This is a genomic window from Nonomuraea sp. NPDC003754, assembly GCF_053605785.1.
Map to the genome: position 1 here is coordinate 1 of NZ_JBSGJX010000013.1, position 18,342 is coordinate 18,342.

The following is an 18,342-nucleotide window of genomic DNA, read 5'->3' on the forward strand; positions in this document are numbered from 1 at the left end:
CTGGCTCTGACGACCGCGATCTGGCACAACGACAAGACCGGCCGGCCCACCGCCCGATCCCTCACCGCCTACGACCATTGACGCTCAGCCGTACGACTTGGAATCAGTCATCTAGCGGAGCGCCCAACGGGTGATCGCGGCCGCGATCGCCTCGGGCTGGTCCTCTGTGGCGTGGTGGCCGGACGGCCCGATGTGCTCGATCTCCAGGCCGGCGATGTTGTCCTCGCACCAGGCGGCCACCTCCGGGGTGATGAGAAGGGTGGGCGAGGAGTCGAAGGTGAGCAGCAGCTTGGGCACCTCGGGGCTGGCGGCCAGCCAGGCGTCGTAGGCGGTGACGCGCTCCGCCACGTCGGCGGGTTCGCCGTCGAGTGGGAGCGAGCGGGCCCACCGCAGCACCGGCCGGCGGCTCTCGCGGGTGGGGTAGGGGGCCAGGTAGGGGGCCAGCTCCTCCGGGCTCAGCGGGGTGAGGACGCCGCCGGTGTAGGCGGTCTCGATGAAGAAGTTGCGGTCGAGGACCAGGTCCTCGCCCTTGGGTGAGCGCATGGCCTCGGCGCGGTCGCGGGGGCCGTCGGCCAGTTCGCTCCAGGACATGGGGCGGACGATGGTCTCGAAGAAGGCGACGCCGCGCACGCGCTCGGGATGGCGTGTGGCGTGGTCGAAGGCCAGGGCGCCGCCCCAGTCGTGTCCGACGAGCACGACGTCCGGCAGGTCGAGGGCGTCGAACCAGGCGTCCAGGTACCGCGCGTGGTCGTCGAAGGTGTAGGCGATGTCGGGCTTGCCGGACCGGCCCATGCCGATCAGGTCGGGGGCCAGCAGGCGGGCGGGCCCGCCGATCGCCGGCAGGACGTTGCGCCAGGAGTGGGACGAGGACGGGTTGCCGTGCAGGAAGACGATTACTGGGCCGCTGCCGGTGTCCTCGTAGTGGATGGTCGAGTCCAGGACGTCGATGGAAGGCATGATCGCACCAATCGTTAGTGTGGCAAACGTTTATGACACGAACGAATTTATATCGTTAGGGCGACTAACGCAAGGGGCTACGATCGTCGGCATGACCACCAGCGACATGCGGCATCACGGCGACGACCCGGCCACCCCCGCCCGGCTGCGGCGGACACCGAGCCGGCTGCTGTCACTCGCGGCTGCGCACGCCGACCGGCTGGTGGGCGCCGGGCTGGCCACCGCGGACGCCCGCAAGTGGCACTACGCCGTCCTGGCCGCCCTCCAGGAGTCAGGCCCGGCCAGCCAGGCCACGCTGAGCCGCCGCACCGGCATCTACCGCAGCGACCTGGTCGCCGTCATCAACGAACTCGCCGAGCGGGGCCAGGTCGACCGCGCCCCCGACGCGAACGACCGGCGCCGCAACGTCATCACCCTGACCGACAAGGGCCGCGACCAGCTGAACCACCTCGACACCCTGCTCGCCACCCTCCAGGACGACCTGCTCGCCCCCCTGGACGCCGCCGAGCGCGAGCAACTGGCCGACCTCCTCACCCGCCTGATCGCCCACCACTCCCGGACCACCGACGACACCTGATCCCAACGAAGCGACTTTCGCACACATGAGCGAATCCACTAGGCTGCCGTCTGCCAGAGAAGGCGAGGCGACAGCAGCCGGAGGATCGCTTTGGGGATCTTGTACGACTACTACCGGGCGGCCGGCAGGCAGGCCGCCGTGGCCGACCCGGACAGGGGCCGCGCCATGGCCGGGAGCCCCGCCTTCGACGCGGTCGAGGCCAAGGGGATCGAGCCGGCGACCGTCCTCGGACAGCTCGTCGCGCTCATCAGGGACGTCCCGTTCAGCGTGGATCTCGTACGGACGACCACCCTCCATCCGCCGCCGGAGGCCGGGCCCCAGAGTCTTGAGGAGTGGGAAGCGCTGCCGGAGGACTCGCCGTACATGGAGGGGCCTGGCATCGAGGAGCTTGCCGCCGACGTGCGTGACACGCTGGCCGGCGTTCCCGACGCCCGCCTGGCGGACCTCGCCGAGCGGTGGGGGCGGATCGAGGAGTTCTTCACGCCGCCCGACACCGGTTACCTGGTCACGCTGATCGGGGAGCTGCGGGAGCTCGCCCGGCGAGCGCAGGCGGACGGGCAGCTCATCTACTGCTGGTGGTGCCTCTAGAGACGGGGCTCACCAGCTGGCGGCGAAGGGGGACCACCGCGCGCACCGCCGGGCTGGCGGTGCGGGCCGGGCCAGGTCCAGGGCCAGGTCCAGGTCGACGCCGGTCGCGGCGCGCAGCCGGCGGCGGTGCTGGGCGTCCAGGACGGCGAGCGCCGGATGCCCCGCGTGCGCGTCCAGCAGGAATCTCGCCTCCGGCATGGCGGCGGCGATCTCGCGCCAGAGCTGTAACAGAGCGGCGCGCATGTCGCGCGGCCACTCCTCCAGGACGGCGTCGAGGCGGGCGTCGAAGGCCCGGTACCAGCGGCGCTGCACCTCGCGCAGGAACTCCTCGACCTCACCGAACTCGGCGGTCACCTCCGCCGCCAGCGCGGCGGGCACGACCGGCTGCCCCGTCGCCGCGACCTCGGCCAGTACGGCATGGACCAGCTGATGACGACGGCGCACCCGATCCCATGACATGGCCTCGACCTACTCTGTGTCGGTGACATACACAGTGTATGTCGTATGCTCGGCGCATGTCATCTGTCAAGGGCCGGCGGGAGCAGTACGCGCAGGAGACCCGGTCCGCTCTTCTCGAAGCGGCCCGGCGCCGCTTCGCCGAGCAGGGCTTCGCCGGGACGGCACTTGAGGACGTCGCGGCCGACATCCAGGCCACCCGCGGCGCGGTCTATCACCACTTCGCGAACAAGATGGCGCTGTTCGAGGCGGTGCTCGACAGGCTGGAGACCGAGATGATCCACCGCGTGATCGAGTCGAGCGCGCGGGCCGACGACCCCTGGCAGGCGGCGATGGCGGCCGTTGAGGCGTTCCTCGACCACTGCTGCGACCCCGACTACGGGCGCGTGGTCTGGCAGGAGGCGCCCCGCGCGCTGGGACTGCAGCGATGGAAGGAGTACGAGGAGAAGTACGCCTACGGGCTGATCGGGCAGCTCATCCGGGGCCTCATGGACAGCGGCGAGGTCCCGCCGCTGCCGCTGGAGCCGATGACCCGCATCAGCTTCCACATTCTCGGCGCCGCGGGGATGGCCCTGGCCGAGGCCTCCGACGCGGACAAGCCTCGCGTCAGGGACGAGTACTCGCGGGCGATCCGGCATCTGCTGAACGGCGCCCGCACCGCCAGGCCGGAGACCGGAACGGTCACCCGCCCGTCCACATCGCCGCCAGCGCCATGAGGTCGCGGGCCGACACGCTGGGGGCGGTCATCACGCTCGGGTACGGCATGCCGCGCCGGTCCAGCCAGGCACCGCCCAGGCCGGCCCGCATGGCGCCGTCGACGTCCCAGGGATGCACCGCGACCAGGGCCGCCTGTTCGGGCCGCACCCCCGCCCGGTCGACCGCGTACTCGTAGGCGGCGCGCGCCGGCTTCCAGACCCGGGGGCCGCTCACGTCCAGCCTGGCCTCCACCAGGTCCAGCACCCCCTCGCGCGCCAGGATCCCTTCGATCGTCGCGGCGGCGCCGTTGGTCATGGTGAGCAGCCGGATGCCGCCGTCCCGCAGCATCCGCATGCCGTCGGGGACGTCCGGATGCAGCCGCAACTCGGTGAAGGCGCGAAGGATCCGCTCGATCGCCGCGTCGGCGTCGATGTCCCGGCCGGCGAGCAGGCCCCTGAGCACGTCGGCGGCGATCGCGGCGAACTCGGCGTACCCGCCGGCCGCGGTGAGCGCGAACCCGTCGCGCAGCACGCTCGCGAACCAGGTGGCCACGAGGTGCCCCGGCAGCCCGACGTCCTCGAAGCGGGCGCGCAGCGGGTCCATGTCGGTGAGCGTCTCGTTCACGTCGAAGATCACGACATGCGGTCTCGTCCGCGGTCCGTCGGTCATGGCTCCTCCTCCGGGCGAAGCGAGCGGGCCGCCGTCATCGCGGCGGCGCGCGGGCGAGCGCAGGCCCACGTCAGTCCATTCCCGGTACGGCGCGCGGCGTCACGAAGCGGCGGGCGCGACCCCACCCGAGATAAGCAACTCGCGTTGACTAGCCCACCTTTGTCAACTAGAGTTGCTTACATGTCCGGTGCCGAGATCCCCTCATCCCAGGACCCCGCCGACGCGCTGGCGGCCGTGGCGGCGTTGCGGCGCCTGGCCGACCAGATCGAGGACGCCGCCGTCGAGCAGGCCATGCGCGCCGGCTGGAGCTGGCCGCAGGTCGCCGAGGCGCTCGGCGTCACACGCCAGGCCGTCCACAAGAAGCACGCCAAGCGGCTCATCGCCGCGGGCGTCACGCTCAGGAGACGCTGACGATGTCCACCTTCGACAAGTACCTTCAAACCATCATCGAGAACGGCGCGGCCGAAGCCCACGCCGACAGGTCGGCCACCATCGAGGCCCACCACCTCCTGCTGGCCATCGCCGGCGAGCCGGAGAGCGCCACCCGGCAGGCGCTGACCGAGGCCGGCCTTGACCGGCAGGCCATCCGCGACGCGCTCGACCGGGAGTTCGAGCACAGCCTGGGCGGGGCGGGAGTGTCCCTGGCGTCGTTCGACCTTCCCCGGCCGAGCCCCGCCGCCAAACGCCCGACACAGCTGGGGGCCTCGGCCAAGCTCGCGCTCGAGCGGATCGCCCGCTCGCACCGCAAGAAGGACCTGCGACCGGCGCACCTGCTGCTCGCGATCCTGCGGGCCGAGGTCGGCATCGTGCCGAGGGCGCTGGCCATGGCCGGCGTCGACCGCGCCGGCCTGCAAGACCGCGTCCTGCAGACGCTCACCACCGAGACCACCTGACCGGCGGGCGCGGCTGAGGCCGAACGGCCGCTCCGGCGGGCCCTTCCGCCACACCGCCTGACGCGCCACGGGCCGAACCGGCCCCCACACACCCTCGGCGCTTTCGCATTCTCGGCATCCCCTGCATCCCGGCAACCGCATCTCCGCAACCGCATCCCTGGTATCCCGCACGCGCGCATCACGCCGCATCCGGCATCCCGCACGCGCGCAACACCCGGCATCCGGCATCCCGGCTATCCGCGTCGCCCGAAACCTCGGAACCTCGGGACTCGGGAACCTCGGCATCGCCGGTGTTCCCGATCGGTCCCGGCACGCCCACCTCGCGGGCGGCCCACCCGGACACCGGGCCACCGCACTCCTCCGCGCCCATCGCCCAGCGGGCGAGGCCCTACGCCGGGCCTCGCTCCCCCGCGCCCATCGGCCGGTGCGCAAGGCCGTACGCCGGGCCGTACCCCCGGAGTAGTGCCGCCGCGCGTTCCGTGGCGCGGCATCTCGAAAACACTCATCCACGAGCGGGTCCGTGCCGCCCTGGCACGGCCCGCGCGACCCCGAAGGACACCCTCATGCTCACACGCACCACCGGCCTGCTGCTCATCACCGGGGCCATGGTCGCCGCAGGTGCCATGCCCCACGCCGCGTCCGCCGAGCCCGGCCACGCCGGAGTCCAGCGCGTGCTCGACCGCGCCGTGACCGAGGGCGGCGTTCCCGGCATCCTCGCCGAGATCCGCGACGGCCGGCAGCGCTGGTACGGCACGGCGGGCGTGGCCGACACCGCGACCGGCAGGGAGCGCCGTCCGCAGGACCGCTTCCGCATCGGCAGCACCACCAAGGCGTTCGTGGCCACCGTGGTCCTTCGGCTCGCCGCCGAGGGCAGGCTCGATCTCGACGACACCGTGGAGAAGTGGCTGCCCGGCCTGGTCCGCGGCAACGGCCACGACGGCGCGGCGGTCACCCTCAGGCAGTTGCTCGGCAACACCAGCGGGATCCACGACTACCTGCAGGATCAGGCGGCGGTGAACCAGCACGAGTACCCCACCCCTGAGCAGCTCGTCCGCATCGCGATGACCCACCCGCCCGTCTTCCGGCCCGGCACGAGCTGGGGGTACTCCCAGACCAACTACGTGCTCGCCGGCATGGTCGTCGAGCGGGCGACCGGCAGGACGCTGGCCGACGAGATCGCCCAGCGGATCACCGGCCCGCTCGGACTGTCAGGGACGTACCTGCCGCGCGCCGACGACCTGACGATCCGCGGGCCGCACTCCCTGCACTACACCAGGCTCAACTCGCCCGAACCCGACGCCAAGATCTACGACGTGACCGAGTTGAACACCTCCCCGTTCTGGGCGGCCGGCGGCATGATCTCCACGGCCGGAGACCTCAACCGGTTCTTCCGCGCGCTGCTGGGCGGCCGGCTCCTGCCGCCGGCCCAGCAGCGCGAGATGTTCACCACGGTCCCGACCAAGGACTGGATCCCCGGCACCGCCTACGGCCTCGGCGTCTCCTCGATGAAACTGCCGTGCGGCACGACTGTCTGGGGCATGGGCGGCGCCATCTTCGGCTCGTGGTCGTACACGTACGGCACCCGCGACGGCAGCCGCGTGCTCGCGACCAACGTCAACGGCGACTGGGCCCGCGGCCCGTGGAAGGACCCGCTCGGCATCTTCACCGACGTGCTGGAGGCGGAGTTCTGCCCCGGCGGCGCCTCCCGGCGGTCGTAGGCACCGCGGCGGGACCGGGGACGCGACCCGGTCCCGCCGTTCTGCTCGGTGCGGGGCTGTAAGAAGGAGCGGGTTTCGACCACTTCCCTAGTGACGGCCCACCGAAGGGAAGGAACGACACATGACCGAACCTGATCCTCGGGATCGGTTCACCTCCCTGTACGACTCCTGCTACGCGAGCGTGTACGCGTACGCGGTCAGTCGTGCGGGGCGGCAGCTCGCCGAGGAGGTGGCGAGCGAGACGTTCTGCGTCGCGTGGCAGCGAATCGACGACGTGCCGGCCCAGGCGCTCCCCTGGCTGCTCGGCGTCGCCCGCAACGTCCTGCGCGAGTCGTACCGGGCGGAGGCGCGCCGCCAGTCGCTCGAGGCCGAGCTGTCGGCGTGGGTCTCGGCCGAGGAGCTGACGGCGGGCGACATCGGGGAGTCGGTGACCGAGAGGGCAGCACACCTGCGGGGGCTGGCTGCGCTCTCCGACGACGACCGCGAAGTGCTCACCCTGGTCGCCTGGCACGGCCTGCGGGCCGCGGACGCGGCGAAGGTCGTCGGCTGCTCCACCGCCACGTTCTTCGTCCGGCTGCACCGGGCCCGGCGCCGCCTGGAGCGCGCGCTCGCCCCGAGGTCCGGCTCGACCGCCGGCACCGCCCTCCCCCTCTCCCCCGAGCCGCTCGCAGTCACGAAGGAGGCAACCCGATGAGCAGGACCGATGTGATGAAGGGGCTCTCGAAGGCCCGTCCCGCCGCTCTCACGCCGCCGGACGACCCCGCGCGTCTCGAGCGGATCATCGCCGCCGCGGCCGTACGGCCGCCCGCGAAGGTGGCCGCGCCCAGGCGGCGCCGTACCACGATGGGGTGGGGGCTGACGGCCGGGGCGCTGGCCGCGGGCCTCACGGCGGTCGTGGTCCTGACCCCTGGAACGGCCGGCGACCAGGGCGTGGATCCCGCCGTGCGGGGGATGTTGCTCACCGCGGCGGAGCAGACCATGAAGACGCCCCAGACCGCGGGACGGTACTGGCACACCCGCGGGGTGAACTCCGGTGCCCGCTTCTCTGAAAGGCGGACGCAGGGGGTCTGCCGCGACGAGACGTGGGTGGCGCGGTCTCCCGAGGACCCGAGCTGGTGGATCGTCCACTCCTGGACCCGCGTGGCGGCCGTCGACGGGGCCCCGCCGCCCCAGGACGGCGTGTGGAGCTCGACGCAGGAGCACTTCGTCTGTGCCCGCGGCAACCGCGAGCTGTCCGACCCGACGGGCGAGACCCCCTACGCCAGCCGGCTCAACTCCTTCGCCGAGCCGGGGTCGAGCTGGCCGAACATCAACGGCAAGGCGGTGAGCGTCGCCGAGATCGAGCGCCTGCCCACCGATCCGGAGGAGCTGAAGCGGGTGCTGATCCAGTGGCAGGGCGACGGGGTCAGCGAGCCGCGACGCACCCAGCTTCTCGTCGAGCAGGCGGCCGAACTGCTGCTCGAACTGCCCGCACCCGCCGGTGTCAGGGCGGGGCTGTTCCGGATGATGGCCGATCTTCCCGGAGTGCGTTCGCTCGGCGGTGTGCGGGACCCGCTCGGCCGCGCCGCGGACGGGGTCGCCCTGCGGACCTGCGAGCCCGGCTACGGCACCGACCTGCAGCTCCTGTTCGACAAGGACGCCGGTCGCCTGCTGTCGGTGAACAGGTCGGCCGGCTCGCAGGGCTGCTCGGACCTCCGGCCCGCCGGGTGGAGCGCCGTCCTGGAGACCGGCTGGACGGACGAGTCGCCCGAGCTTCCCGCGAACCGCTCGTGACCGCTTGACTTGAACCCCGCTTCAGGTTTCAGACTTCCGGCGTGGCCGTCGCCGCTCGCGACGCCGTACTGAACCTGACTCGCGGAGGAATCGCCATGCCGGAACAGCCGACCGCCGACCAGTGGCCCGACATCGCCCGCCCCGACGCCGGCACCGTCCTGGTGACGGAGTCGCCCGCTCAGCACCGCGCCACGGTGGAGCAGGCCGTCGCCGGCCTGGAGCGCGGGCCCTGGCCGGAGGGGCTCCTCTCCTTCAGCGCCTTCGCGAGCACCGACGGGGAGAAGGTGCTCACCTACACCCAGTGGGCGGACGGCGGCGCCGACCGGGAGTTCACGGCCGGCGCCACCGGTGCCGAGCCGGTCGAGTACCGGCTCTACCGCGCCGTCCCGAAGAACGGCGTGCCGTCTCCCCCGCAGGACGGCCCGCCGTCCCCCGGGATTCTCGTGGCGGCCGGTGTCGGGTTCGACGGCCCTGACCCGGAACGGCAGTGGCGCTGGGTCGACACCGTGCTGGCCGCGCTGGACGGCGAGACGGCACCCGCGCCGGGCGGGATCTCGGGCTACTTCCACGTCAGCACCGACGGCACCCGCGCGCTCGCCTATGCGGAGTGGACCGACGAGCAGGCGCACCGCGACGCCGTCGAGGGCTCCGGTCAGGGCACGGTGGGGTCGTCGCCCGGGTGGCGGCTGGTCAGGGAGTTCCCGGGGGTGACGAGCGGCGGCTTCACCCGCTACCGCCTGCTGCGCAGCCTGTCCACGCCCGCACCGGGGACCCAGGACGAGACGGGAACCCGGGACGAGGTCGGGGCACAGGATGAGGTCGGGGCGCAGGACGAGGTCGTGGACAACCCGACCGGCTGGGTCGCCGCGCACATCCAGGCCTACGTCGAGTCCGACGGCGCCCGTGGCCACCTGTACCAGGGCTGGCCGACGCTGCTGCTCACCACCCGGGGCCGCCGGTCGGGCAAGCGGCGCCGTACCGCGCTGATCTACGGCCAGGACGGCGACCGCTACCTGCTGGTGGCCTCGAACGCCGGGTCGGCCCAGCACCCCGCCTGGTATCTCAACCTGATCGCGGATCCCGAGGTCGACGTCCAGGTCGCCGCGGAGAAGTTCACCGCCCGCGCCCGTCTCGCCACCGCCGAGGAGAAGGGGCCGCTGTGGGAGCGGATGACGGAGATCTTTCCGCTCTATGACAGCTACCAGGAGAAATCCGCTCGCGACATCCCGCTGGTGATCCTCGAGCGCCTTGACGGCAAGAAGAGCTGATCCAGAATTCGATCCACTCATAATGCCTGCTCCAGCCGGGTAAGAACGTCGTATGAAGGTGAAGGCCGAGGACATTGGAGTGCTGCTGCTGCGCGTGCCCGCCGGACTGCTGCTCATGGGGCACGGCGCGCAGAAGCTGTTCGGCTGGTTCGACGGCGGCGGCCCCGATAAGACCGGCGAGGTGATGACCGCGCTCGGATACCCGCACGGCAAGCTCGTCGGCACGGTCGCGGGGCTCGGCGAGCTCGGCTCCGGCGCGGGGATCGCCCTGGGCGCGGCCACACCGGTGTCGGCCGCCGGACTCATCGCCACGATGACCAACGCGATCGTCGCCGCCCACCTGCCGCAGGGGCTGTGGGCGCAGCACGGCGGGTTCGAGTACCCGCTCGTGCTCGGCACGGCCGCGACGGCGCTGGCGGTGCACGGCCCTGGCAGCCTGTCGGTCGACGCGATACTCGGCGTCGAGCGCAAGGGGCTCACCTGGGGGATGGTGGCGCTGGTTCTCGGCGTCAGCAGCGCGGCGGTCGTCCTCTCGTTGCGCCGGCAGAACCAGGCCGGCGAGGCGGAGAATCCGTAGATCGGGTGAGCCGTTCGCCGATCTCATACGTCAAACGGTCATGAGGATCTGGCGAATCGCGCTTCTCCCGGCGCTCCTGCTGTCCCTGGGACTCTCCTCCGCGCAGCCCGCCCAGGCGGCGGACGTCGAGACGAAGGTGCTCGTCGCGCTCCGCAAGCAGGGCGGTTTCGCGGGCTTCGACGACCGGGTGACCGTCTACACCAACGGGTGCGTACGGCTGAGCCGCAGGACCGGGCCGACCGTCGACAAGTGCCTGACCAAGAAGGAGGTCGCCGCACTTCGCGGCCACCTGAAGCGCCTGCGCCTGGGCCGCTCCGAGGCGCAGCCGCAGGGGGCCGACTTCATCAAGTACACGATCAGCTACAAGGGTCACCGCGCCAGCCGCTACACGCTGACCACCAGCTGGAGCCCGGTCGTGCGGAACCTGGAGCAGCTCCTCGAGAGGTACTGGGCGCCGGACTGAGGCACGGCCCTCCGACCGCCCCACCTGCGCGCAGCTTCTCCGCTGGACGGCAGGTTCTCCGCTGGACGGCAGGTTCTCCGCTGGACGGCAGGTTCTCCGCTGGACGGCAGGTCAGGGACGTATTGGAGCTCCACCCTGACGATCCGGCCGTCCCGCCGGGTGAAGTCGTCGTGGGCGCGCCGGCCGTCCGGATCGCTGGGCGCCCAGCGGACAGACACGTCGGCGATCTCGGCGTCCTGCGCGAGCGACCTCCCGTGGAGGACCAGCCCTCCCGCGGGGAGCCGGCGAGCACCGGTTGAGAGGACCGGCGACCCCCGGGGAGGACCGGTGAACTACCGCGCAGATCGAGCAACCTCCTGTGGGGAGCCGGCGACCTCCCGCGGAGGACCGGCGACCCCCGCTGAAGGGCCGGCGACCCCCGGGAGGGCCGGTGGCCTCCGGTGGAGGTCGGGTGCAGGGGCCGGGCGAAGGGTGGGTGGGGCTCAGGAGGCCGTCGAGCGGTCGCAGAGGGCCCGGTCGATCAGGTCGCCCGCGGCCTTCTCCTGCGCCATGGACCGCTGGTCGCCCAGCTGCGTGCTCATGGACACCACGACGCTGCGGCGGCCGTCCGCCGTGACCCCGGTCCGCGTCTTGTACCCGTAGTCGTCGCCCCCATGGTGCCAGTAGACGCCCCCGCACGACAGCGGCCGCGAGCTGAGCCCCAGGCCGTAGCGGGCTCCGGGCCAGACCGCCTCGTGGGCGGGGGCCCTGACGGTCTTCTTCATCTCGGCGAGCTGCTCGGCGGGCACCAGCGTGCCGCCCAGCAGGGCGCGCAGGAACCGGTTGGTGTCGGCGGTGGTGGAGATGAGGCCGCCGGCGGCGTCGCCGTCGAAGTGCTTGGTGACGTCCAGCGGGGCGGCCGGCGGAATGATCAAGTAGCCCCTGGCATGCGGGTGCGGGACGTCGTTCGAGGTGCCCGACCACACGGTACGGCGCAGCCCGAGCGGCCGGCTGATCCGGTCGGCGACCTCCTGGTGCCACGCCCGCCCGGTGACCTTCTTGATGATCATGCTGATCAGCAGGTAGCCGGTGTTGGAGTAGCGCCAGGCGGTGCCGGGCGCGAAGTCCGGCTTGTGCTTCACGGCCTTGGCGACGATCTCCTCCTCGGTGAACCGGTCGTACCGGTGCTCCAGGAGCTCCTCGACCGAGGCGTAGGCGGGGTAGGCGTCGTAGATGCCGCTGGTGTGCTGGAGGAGCTGGCGGACGGTGATCTTGCTGCCGTCGTTGCCGTTGCCCTGGACGACTCCGGGCAGCAGTTCCTCCACCGTGTCGTCGAGGGAGAGCTTGCCCTCGGCCGCGAGCTGCAGGACCACGGCGGCCACGAACGTCTTGGTGGTGCTGGCGATCCTCAGGTAGCCGTTGGCGGGGACGGGGCGCCGGGTCCCGTGGACGGCGGTGCCGCTGGTGGCCACCAGGTTCGCGCCGGTCGGGGTGACCACCCGGGCCTGCACGCCGATGGTGCCGATCTTCTTGAGCGCGTCGACGTCGCGTTGGAGGTCGGCCTGGCCGTACCGTGGCGTGGCGGTGGCGCCGGCGGGGAGGGCGGTGGCGAGCACGGCCGCGGCCACGGCGGTCAGCAGCGCGGCGCGGGGTGTGTGACGCATGTGTTCTCCTGGGTGTTCGGATCTGTGGTTCACTTCCGCGAAGCCCCGGCGAGGCCCCCGGGACGACCCGAGGAAGCCCGGGACCGCCCACGGAAGCCCCGGGACGATCCACGGAAGTCCAGGGACCGCCCACGGAAGCCCCGGGACGATCCGCGGAAGTCCGGGGACAACCCGAGGAGGCCCCGGGACCGTCCGCGGAAGCCGGGGACTGCCCGCGGCAGCCCCGGGATCGCGTGGAGGCCCGGGACGGCCGGTGCCGTGAAGGCGCTGGACGCCGGGGAGAGCCGGGGAAGGCCCTCCGTCGGGGGTTCGCGATACGACCCTAGAAAAGGGAAACGGCCAGGTGATCGGCCGTGAGCGGGGTTCCGGCGTCGACCGGAGGGAGGATCTGCGGGCCGTACGGGCAACTTTGGATGCGTATGGCGGGAACACGCCCTCCCCCGCTCTAAGGTGGCGTGGTGATGGGGAGGATCCCGGCCGCGCGGCGGTGGTTCGCCGAGCACCCGCGCGTGGCCGACGTCATGCTCGCCGCCGCGCTGACCACGGAGGTGCTGCTGGTCAGAGTGAGCGTCGGGATTCCCGACGATCCCGGCAGGACGGCCGTGGTAGGGGCGTTGCTGCTCGCGCAGGCTGTCCCGCTGCTGTGGCGCAGGTCGCGGGCGTGGCTCGTGATGGCCGTGGTGAGTGTCGCCTACATGGCGTTCGAGATGGCCGATCCCATGATCGGGTTCCGCGACGGCCTGTCCGTGGGGTTCGCCGTCTACGCCGTCGCCCGCTACACGTCCCCGCCGGCGAGCCTGGCGGCGGTCGGCGCGGGGGTGGTCGTGGTGCTCGCGCCCGATGTGGTGCTCAGACCGCTGGCGGGCATGCCGCTGCCGCCCGACCTGCGCCCCGGGTTCGTGGAGGGTCTGCTGGTCATCGGGCTGCTGTGGGGGGTGTGGCTGCTGGGCAGCTCCCAGCGCCACATCCGCGCCGACGCGGCCACGCTGCTGGAGCTGACCGCGCGGTTGCGCGCCGAGCAGGAGGTGAGCGCCGCGCGGGCGGTGACCGCCGAGCGCTCCCGCATCGCCAGGGACCTGCACGACCTGGTGGCCCACCACGTCAGCGCCATCGCCATGCAGGCGCGGGTCACGGCCGAGGTGCTGACCGACGATCCCGAGCTGGCGGGCCGCGGCATGGCGGGGATCGGGACGGCCGCCGACACGGCGCTGCTGGAGATGCGCAGAATGCTCAAGCTCCTGGCGGACGACGAGGCGGGAGCGGCGGGGCCGCTCAGCCCGGAGCCGTCGCTGCGGCACCTCCACCGGCTCGCGTCGGCGGCGCGGGCGGCCGGCGGCGAGGTCGAGGTGAGCGTCGAGATCGGTCCCGACGGGGAGGGCGGGGTGCCGCCCGCCGTCCAGGTGTCGGCCTGCCGGGTGGTGCAGGAGGCGCTGACGAACGTCCTCAAGCACGCGGGCCCCACCTCGGCCCGCGTCGAGGTGCGGCAGGTGGGAGAGGAGCTCGTCGTGATGGTCGCCAACGCCCCCGGTCCGCCGGGGCACGTGCCCATGACGGGCTCGGGGCTGGGACTGATCGGCATGCGGGAGCGCGTCGCGCTGTTCGGCGGCACGCTCGGCGCCGGTCCTCGCCCGGACGGCGGCTGGCAGATCCTGGCGACCTTCCGATGGGAGGGAGCGGCGTGACGACCGCGGGAGACGCGGCCGCGGGCGGTGTGACGACGGTCCGGGTGCTGATCGCCGACGACCAGGATCTGGTCCGGGCGGCCCTGCGCGCCATGCTGGACCGGCGGCCGGGTCTGGAGGTGGTCGGCGACGTGGCCGACGGCGAGCAGGTGGTGGCCGCCGCCGTCGAGCTGCGGCCTGACGTGGTGCTCATGGACGTGCGCATGCCCGGCATGACGGGGATCGAGGCCACGGGACGCATCGTGGGCGCCTGGCCGCACCCGGGTCCGGCCCCGAGGGTGCTGGTGCTGACCACCTTCGACCTCGACGAGTACGTCCACGCCGCGCTGCGCGCCGGGGCCAGCGGTTTCCTGCTGAAGAACTCCTCGCCCGACCAGCTCGCCCACGCCATCAGGGTGGTGGCCGCCGGGGAGGCCATGCTGGCGCCCGCCGTCACCCAGCGGCTGATCGGCGCCTTCGCCGCGATCCCGCCCGCCCTGCTGGCCCGGCCGGCGCCGGCCGAGGGCGCGGGACGGCTGGACAGCCTCACCCGGCGGGAGCTGGAGGTGCTCGTGCTGGTCGCCAGGGGCCTGTCCAACGCCCGGATCGCCGAGAGCCTCAAGCTGTCGGAGGCCGGGGTGAAGAGCAGGGTCAACCGCATCCTCACCCGGCTCGGCCTGGACAACCGCGTCCAGGCGGCCATCCTGGCGCACGAGTGCGGCCTCCTCGACGGCGGCTGAGCGGACCCCCACATCCGATAGGTCACATTTCCCACATATGCCGCACTGACCTCTTGAAAAGCTGACTGACGGGGGTCACGCTTCGTGCACATGGAGGTAAAGATCGCCTAGGAGCGCCCGTGACCCAGTCCCCCCGGCACCGGCGAGCGATCCTGTTAGGGATCCTCGCGATGCTCGCCCTCCTTCTCCCCTTCGGCGTCGCGCACGCCGCACCGGAGCCACAGAAGATCAGCGAAGCCGTCCGCGCCGACCTGTCCCAGGACGACAAGGCCAGGTTCTGGGTGCGGTTGAAGGGCGAGGCCGGCCTCAGCGCCGCGCACCGGGCCACCACCAAGGTCGACAAGGCCAGGCAGGTCTTCGCCGCCAAGACGCAGCACGCCAGGGCCTCCCAGGCGAACCTCCGCAAGTTGCTCGAGGCCCGCGACGCCGAGTTCACCCCCTTCTGGATCGTCAACGCGGTCGTCGTCACCGCCGACGCCAAGCTCGCCGCCGAGATCGCCGAGCTGCCCGAGGTCACGGCCATCGAGCCGGTCAGGACGCTCTCCCTGCCCAAGCCCGTCCCCGGTACGGCGGAGGCGAAGGTCAACGCCGTCGAGTGGAACGTCGACCGCGTCAACGCCCCCCGCGTCTGGAACGAGCTGGGCACCAGGGGCGAGGGCGTCGTCGTCGCGCACATCGACACCGGCGCCCAGTTCGACCACCCGGAGATCGCCACGCAGTACCGGGGCAGGATCCCGGGCGGCGGCTACGACCACAACTACAACTGGTTCGACCCCGCGCGGGTCTGCCCCAGCCCGGCCCCGTGTGACAACAACGGCCACGGCACCCACGTCATGGGCACCATGGTGGGCGCCTCGGGCATCGGGGTCGCGCCCGGCGCCACGTGGATCGCGGCCAAGGGCTGCGAGGGCCAGACCTGCACGGACGCCTCGCTGCTGGCGGCCGGCCAGTGGGTGCTCGCGCCGACGGACCTGACCGGCGCCAACCCGCGCCCCGACCTGGCCCCGGACATCGTCAACAACTCCTGGGGCGGGCCCGGCTTCGACCCCTGGTACAAGGCGACGGTCGACGCGTGGATCGCGGCCGGGATCTTCCCCATGTTCGCCAACGGCAACGAGGGGCCCGCCTGCCGTACCAGTGGCTCGCCCGGCCAGTACGTGGCCGGTTACAGCACCGGCGGCTTCGACGTGAACAACGTCGTCTACAACCGCTCCAGCAGGGGCGAGGGCGAGAACGGCGAGATCAAGCCGAACATCTCGGCGCCCGCCGTGAACGTCCGCTCGTCGGTGCCCGGCGGCGGCTACAGCGCCTTCACCGGCACCTCGATGGCCTCGCCGCACGTGGCGGCCACGGTCGCGCTGATCTGGTCGGCCTCGCCGCGCCTGCAGGGCGACGTCGCGGCGACACGGCCGTTGCTGGACAGCACCGCGATCGACGTCAACGACACCACCTGCGGCGGCACCGCGGCCGACAACAACGTGTGGGGCGAGGGCCGGCTCGACGCCTTCGCCGCGGTCAGCGCCGCGCCACGCGAAGGGCTCGGCGGGCTCAAGGGCACGATCACCGCGGAGGGCGCGCCGGTCGCGGGCGCCACGGTCGCCGTCACGGGGCCGCTGAGCCGTACGGTCACCACCGGGCAGGACGGCGCCTACACCCTGCCGCGCCTGGTGCCCGGCGAGTACCGGATCACGGTCACCAAGTTCGGTTACGGCGAGGCCACCGCGACCGCCACGGTCGTCGCCGAGCAGAGCACGACCACGGACGTGACGCTGACGCCGACCGCCTCGGCCGTCGTCTCCGGTACGGTCACCACCGCCGGCACTCCCGAGCCGGGCGCCACGGTCGCCGCCCGGGGCACGCCGGTCAGCGCGGTCACCGACGCGTCGGGCAGATACCGGCTGACGCTGCCGCACGGCAGCTACGAGCTCACCGTCACCCCTGCCTCGCGCTGCTCCAGCGGCGCCACCGCCGAGGTCACCGTCGCGGGCGACGTGACCAAGGACATCGAGCTGCCGCTGCGCGGCGACAACTTCGGCTACACCTGCAGGAGCGGCTCCGACGCCTACGTGGCCGGCACCGAGAAGCTCGCGCTCACCGGCGACGACGAGGCGACGCAGGTGACGCTGCCGTTCACCGTCCCCTACTACGGCACGGGCCAGTCGCGCGCGTGGGTGACCACCAACGGCTTCGCCACCTTCGCCACCGACCGGGCCACCTCGGGCAGCAACGGCACCCTCCCGACGACCACGGCGCCCAACCTGGCGGTCTACCCGTTCTGGGACGACCTGGTGGTGGACGCCCAGGCGGGCGTCCACACCGCGACGAGCGGCACCGCTCCCCGCAGGAGCTTCGTCATCGAGTGGCGGAACGTCACCTTCTACTCCGACACCACCCAGCGGATGTCGTTCTCCGTCGTGCTGGGCGAGGACGGCTCGATCGGCTACCGCTACAAGGACGTGGACAGCGAGCGGGCGCAGGGGTCGAGCGCCACCGTCGGCATCGAGAACGCGGGCGGCACCGACGCCCTGCTGTACTCCTACAACGCCGCGGCGCTCGTCAACGGGCAGAGCCTCACGGTGACGCCGAGCAGGCACGGCCTGGCGATCGGCACCGTCACCGACGCCAACGACGGCGACCCGCTCGCCGGGGCGCAGGTGAGGATCGGCGACGTGGCGACCTTCACCACCGGCGCGGACGGCACCTTCTACGGGCAGGTCCCTGCCGGCGACTACACGGTGGAGGTCTCCAGGGAGCACTACGGCACCTTCTCCAAGCAGGTCACCATCGCGCCCGGCACGCTCACCAGGATCGACACCGCGCTGGTCACCGGGCGGGTGAGCGCCTCGGTGGCCGAGGTGACCGTGGTGATGCCCGCGGGGGCGAGCAGGACCCGCACGGTGGAGCTGACCAACCTGGGCTCGCCCACCGCCTACACGGCCACGACGGCCGACGGGGCATGGCTCTCCGTCACCCCGGCCGCGGGCGAGCTGGCCAAGGGGCAGTCGGCGGCCCTGAAGATCACCGCCTCCGGCGCCGGGCTCCAGCCGGGCAGCGTCAGGACCGGCACGCTGACCGTCCGCTCGGCCAGCGGCCGGCAGCCGGTCATCGAGATCAAGGTGACGGTCGCGGTGCCGAAGCTCCAGGTGGCCGTGGACGCGGGTGGCGCCAAGGCGCTGGTGGACGGCGAGGGCGACTCCTGGACGGCCGACCGGAAGTACGCCCAGGGCGCCCACGGCTACGTCGCCACCTCCTCCTCGACGCACTCCACGACCAGGACCATCCAGGGCACGACCGAGCAGGAGCTGTTCCGCCGGGTCAGGGAGAACATGCTGGAGTACCGCTTCGACAACGTCCCGTCCGGCACGTACACCGTGGAGCTGGGCTTCGCGGAGACCAGGTCGATGGCGATGGGCAAGCGCGTCTTCGACGTGATCGTCGAGGGCCAGCTGGCCATCCCGGCGCTCGACCTGGCGCTGGAGGCCGGCACGTACACCGCGGTGACCAGGCAGCACACGGTGAAGGTGACCGACGGCCAGCTCAACGTGCGCTTCGCGGCACGCAAGGGGGCGCCGATCGTCAGCTTCGTCCGCATCTCGGAGCGGCCCGACAAGCCGTGACATGACGCCGCGGCCTCCTCCGCCCGGAGGGGGCCGCGGCCGCTTA

The 18,342-nt window shown here is 72.4% G+C and carries 18 protein-coding genes; 14 read left to right on the forward strand and 4 right to left on the reverse strand.

Annotated features, from left to right (window positions below):
* Positions 1 to 111: 111 nt before the first annotated feature.
* The gene (locus ACWEVS_RS17880) at positions 112 to 957 is read right to left on the reverse strand and encodes a haloalkane dehalogenase (protein WP_452413630.1); all 846 of its coding nucleotides are present in this window, start codon (positions 955 to 957) and stop codon (positions 112 to 114) included.
* A 91-nt stretch (positions 958 to 1,048) separates the two neighbouring features.
* On the opposite strand from ACWEVS_RS17880, the gene ACWEVS_RS17885 reads away from it, so the two are divergent.
* Together ACWEVS_RS17885 and ACWEVS_RS17890 are read left to right on the forward strand one after the other, a co-directional pair.
* Positions 1,049 to 1,534, forward strand: a complete 486-nt coding sequence (locus ACWEVS_RS17885; RefSeq protein ID WP_449921794.1) for a MarR family winged helix-turn-helix transcriptional regulator — start codon at positions 1,049 to 1,051, stop codon at positions 1,532 to 1,534.
* A 90-nt stretch (positions 1,535 to 1,624) separates the two neighbouring features.
* Positions 1,625 to 2,122: a hypothetical protein gene (locus tag ACWEVS_RS17890; RefSeq protein ID WP_449921796.1), complete on the forward strand. Its 498-nt coding sequence runs from the start codon at positions 1,625 to 1,627 to the stop codon at positions 2,120 to 2,122.
* Between the two features lie 9 nt (positions 2,123 to 2,131).
* Here ACWEVS_RS17890 and ACWEVS_RS17895 read toward each other — a convergent pair whose 3' ends face one another.
* Positions 2,132 to 2,566, reverse strand: a complete 435-nt coding sequence (locus ACWEVS_RS17895; protein WP_452552378.1) for a hypothetical protein — start codon at positions 2,564 to 2,566, stop codon at positions 2,132 to 2,134.
* A 71-nt stretch (positions 2,567 to 2,637) separates the two neighbouring features.
* Between ACWEVS_RS17895 and ACWEVS_RS17900 the strand changes: the two genes are divergently transcribed.
* Positions 2,638 to 3,294 (forward strand): TetR/AcrR family transcriptional regulator, encoded by a 657-nt coding sequence (locus tag ACWEVS_RS17900; protein ID WP_452552379.1) that lies wholly within the window; start codon positions 2,638 to 2,640, stop codon positions 3,292 to 3,294.
* Here ACWEVS_RS17900 and ACWEVS_RS17905 read toward each other — a convergent pair.
* Positions 3,260 to 3,943, reverse strand: coding sequence for a haloacid dehalogenase type II (locus ACWEVS_RS17905; protein ID WP_452552380.1), 684 nt, complete (start codon positions 3,941 to 3,943; stop codon positions 3,260 to 3,262). The two genes, ACWEVS_RS17900 and ACWEVS_RS17905, sit on opposite strands and share 35 nt — an antisense overlap.
* 180 nt (positions 3,944 to 4,123) lie before the next feature.
* Here ACWEVS_RS17905 and ACWEVS_RS17910 point away from each other — a divergent pair, with 180 nt between their 5' ends.
* From ACWEVS_RS17910 to ACWEVS_RS17945, 8 genes are all read left to right on the forward strand, one after another.
* The gene (locus ACWEVS_RS17910; protein WP_354915768.1) at positions 4,124 to 4,354 is read left to right on the forward strand and encodes a hypothetical protein; all 231 of its coding nucleotides are present in this window, start codon (positions 4,124 to 4,126) and stop codon (positions 4,352 to 4,354) included.
* A gap of 2 nt (positions 4,355 to 4,356) precedes the next feature.
* Positions 4,357 to 4,836 (forward strand): Clp protease N-terminal domain-containing protein, encoded by a 480-nt coding sequence (locus tag ACWEVS_RS17915; protein ID WP_354915765.1) that lies wholly within the window; start codon positions 4,357 to 4,359, stop codon positions 4,834 to 4,836.
* Positions 4,837 to 5,399: 563 nt separating this feature from the next.
* Complete coding sequence (locus ACWEVS_RS17920; protein ID WP_449921807.1) at positions 5,400 to 6,554, forward strand: serine hydrolase domain-containing protein; 1,155 nt, start codon at positions 5,400 to 5,402, stop codon at positions 6,552 to 6,554.
* 121 nt (positions 6,555 to 6,675) lie between these two features.
* The gene (locus ACWEVS_RS17925; RefSeq protein ID WP_452552382.1) at positions 6,676 to 7,248 is read left to right on the forward strand and encodes an RNA polymerase sigma factor; all 573 of its coding nucleotides are present in this window, start codon (positions 6,676 to 6,678) and stop codon (positions 7,246 to 7,248) included.
* Entirely contained in the window at positions 7,245 to 8,327 is a 1,083-nt protein-coding gene (locus tag ACWEVS_RS17930) for a CU044_5270 family protein (RefSeq protein WP_452552384.1), read from the forward strand. Before ACWEVS_RS17925 ends, ACWEVS_RS17930 begins: the two co-directional genes overlap by 4 nt.
* 95 nt (positions 8,328 to 8,422) lie before the next feature.
* Positions 8,423 to 9,595, forward strand: a complete 1,173-nt coding sequence (locus ACWEVS_RS17935; RefSeq protein ID WP_452552386.1) for a nitroreductase family deazaflavin-dependent oxidoreductase — start codon at positions 8,423 to 8,425, stop codon at positions 9,593 to 9,595.
* 52 nt (positions 9,596 to 9,647) lie between these two features.
* A complete protein-coding gene (locus ACWEVS_RS17940; protein ID WP_452413616.1) occupies positions 9,648 to 10,172 on the forward strand; it encodes a DoxX family protein in 525 nt (174 codons plus the stop codon).
* 40 nt (positions 10,173 to 10,212) lie between these two features.
* Positions 10,213 to 10,635, forward strand: a complete 423-nt coding sequence (locus ACWEVS_RS17945; RefSeq protein WP_449921815.1) for a hypothetical protein — start codon at positions 10,213 to 10,215, stop codon at positions 10,633 to 10,635.
* A 482-nt stretch (positions 10,636 to 11,117) separates the two neighbouring features.
* Here the strand turns inward: ACWEVS_RS17945 and ACWEVS_RS17950 are convergent, their stop codons facing one another.
* Entirely contained in the window at positions 11,118 to 12,278 is a 1,161-nt protein-coding gene (locus ACWEVS_RS17950; RefSeq protein WP_452552388.1) for a serine hydrolase domain-containing protein, read from the reverse strand.
* A 461-nt stretch (positions 12,279 to 12,739) separates the two neighbouring features.
* Here ACWEVS_RS17950 and ACWEVS_RS17955 point away from each other — a divergent pair, with 461 nt between their 5' ends.
* From ACWEVS_RS17955 to ACWEVS_RS17965, 3 genes are all read left to right on the forward strand, one after another.
* Positions 12,740 to 13,960: a sensor histidine kinase gene (locus ACWEVS_RS17955; RefSeq protein WP_449921819.1), complete on the forward strand. Its 1,221-nt coding sequence runs from the start codon at positions 12,740 to 12,742 to the stop codon at positions 13,958 to 13,960.
* Positions 13,957 to 14,679, forward strand: a complete 723-nt coding sequence (locus tag ACWEVS_RS17960) for a response regulator (protein ID WP_452552389.1) — start codon at positions 13,957 to 13,959, stop codon at positions 14,677 to 14,679. Before ACWEVS_RS17955 ends, ACWEVS_RS17960 begins: the two co-directional genes overlap by 4 nt.
* A 119-nt stretch (positions 14,680 to 14,798) precedes the next feature.
* On the forward strand, positions 14,799 to 18,296 hold the full coding sequence (locus ACWEVS_RS17965; protein ID WP_452552391.1) for a carboxypeptidase regulatory-like domain-containing protein: 3,498 nt from the start codon (positions 14,799 to 14,801) through the stop codon (positions 18,294 to 18,296).
* Positions 18,297 to 18,342 lie beyond the last annotated feature (46 nt).

What these genes read in the sequence shown, in the direction of transcription:
- ACWEVS_RS17880 (WP_452413630.1), bottom strand. Translation starts at nt 957, where the DNA reads ATGCCTTCCATCGACGTCCTGGACTCGACCATCCACTACGAGGACACC.
- ACWEVS_RS17885 (WP_449921794.1), top strand. Translation starts at nt 1,049, where the DNA reads ATGACCACCAGCGACATGCGGCATCACGGCGACGACCCGGCCACCCCC.
- ACWEVS_RS17900 (WP_452552379.1), top strand. Translation starts at nt 2,638, where the DNA reads ATGTCATCTGTCAAGGGCCGGCGGGAGCAGTACGCGCAGGAGACCCGG.
- ACWEVS_RS17905 (WP_452552380.1), bottom strand. Translation starts at nt 3,943, where the DNA reads ATGACCGACGGACCGCGGACGAGACCGCATGTCGTGATCTTCGACGTG.
- ACWEVS_RS17910 (WP_354915768.1), top strand. Translation starts at nt 4,124, where the DNA reads ATGTCCGGTGCCGAGATCCCCTCATCCCAGGACCCCGCCGACGCGCTG.
- ACWEVS_RS17915 (WP_354915765.1), top strand. Translation starts at nt 4,357, where the DNA reads ATGTCCACCTTCGACAAGTACCTTCAAACCATCATCGAGAACGGCGCG.
- ACWEVS_RS17920 (WP_449921807.1), top strand. Translation starts at nt 5,400, where the DNA reads ATGCTCACACGCACCACCGGCCTGCTGCTCATCACCGGGGCCATGGTC.
- ACWEVS_RS17925 (WP_452552382.1), top strand. Translation starts at nt 6,676, where the DNA reads ATGACCGAACCTGATCCTCGGGATCGGTTCACCTCCCTGTACGACTCC.
- ACWEVS_RS17930 (WP_452552384.1), top strand. Translation starts at nt 7,245, where the DNA reads ATGAGCAGGACCGATGTGATGAAGGGGCTCTCGAAGGCCCGTCCCGCC.
- ACWEVS_RS17935 (WP_452552386.1), top strand. Translation starts at nt 8,423, where the DNA reads ATGCCGGAACAGCCGACCGCCGACCAGTGGCCCGACATCGCCCGCCCC.
- ACWEVS_RS17940 (WP_452413616.1), top strand. Translation starts at nt 9,648, where the DNA reads ATGAAGGTGAAGGCCGAGGACATTGGAGTGCTGCTGCTGCGCGTGCCC.
- ACWEVS_RS17945 (WP_449921815.1), top strand. Translation starts at nt 10,213, where the DNA reads ATGAGGATCTGGCGAATCGCGCTTCTCCCGGCGCTCCTGCTGTCCCTG.
- ACWEVS_RS17950 (WP_452552388.1), bottom strand. Translation starts at nt 12,278, where the DNA reads ATGCGTCACACACCCCGCGCCGCGCTGCTGACCGCCGTGGCCGCGGCC.
- ACWEVS_RS17955 (WP_449921819.1), top strand. Translation starts at nt 12,740, where the DNA reads ATGGGGAGGATCCCGGCCGCGCGGCGGTGGTTCGCCGAGCACCCGCGC.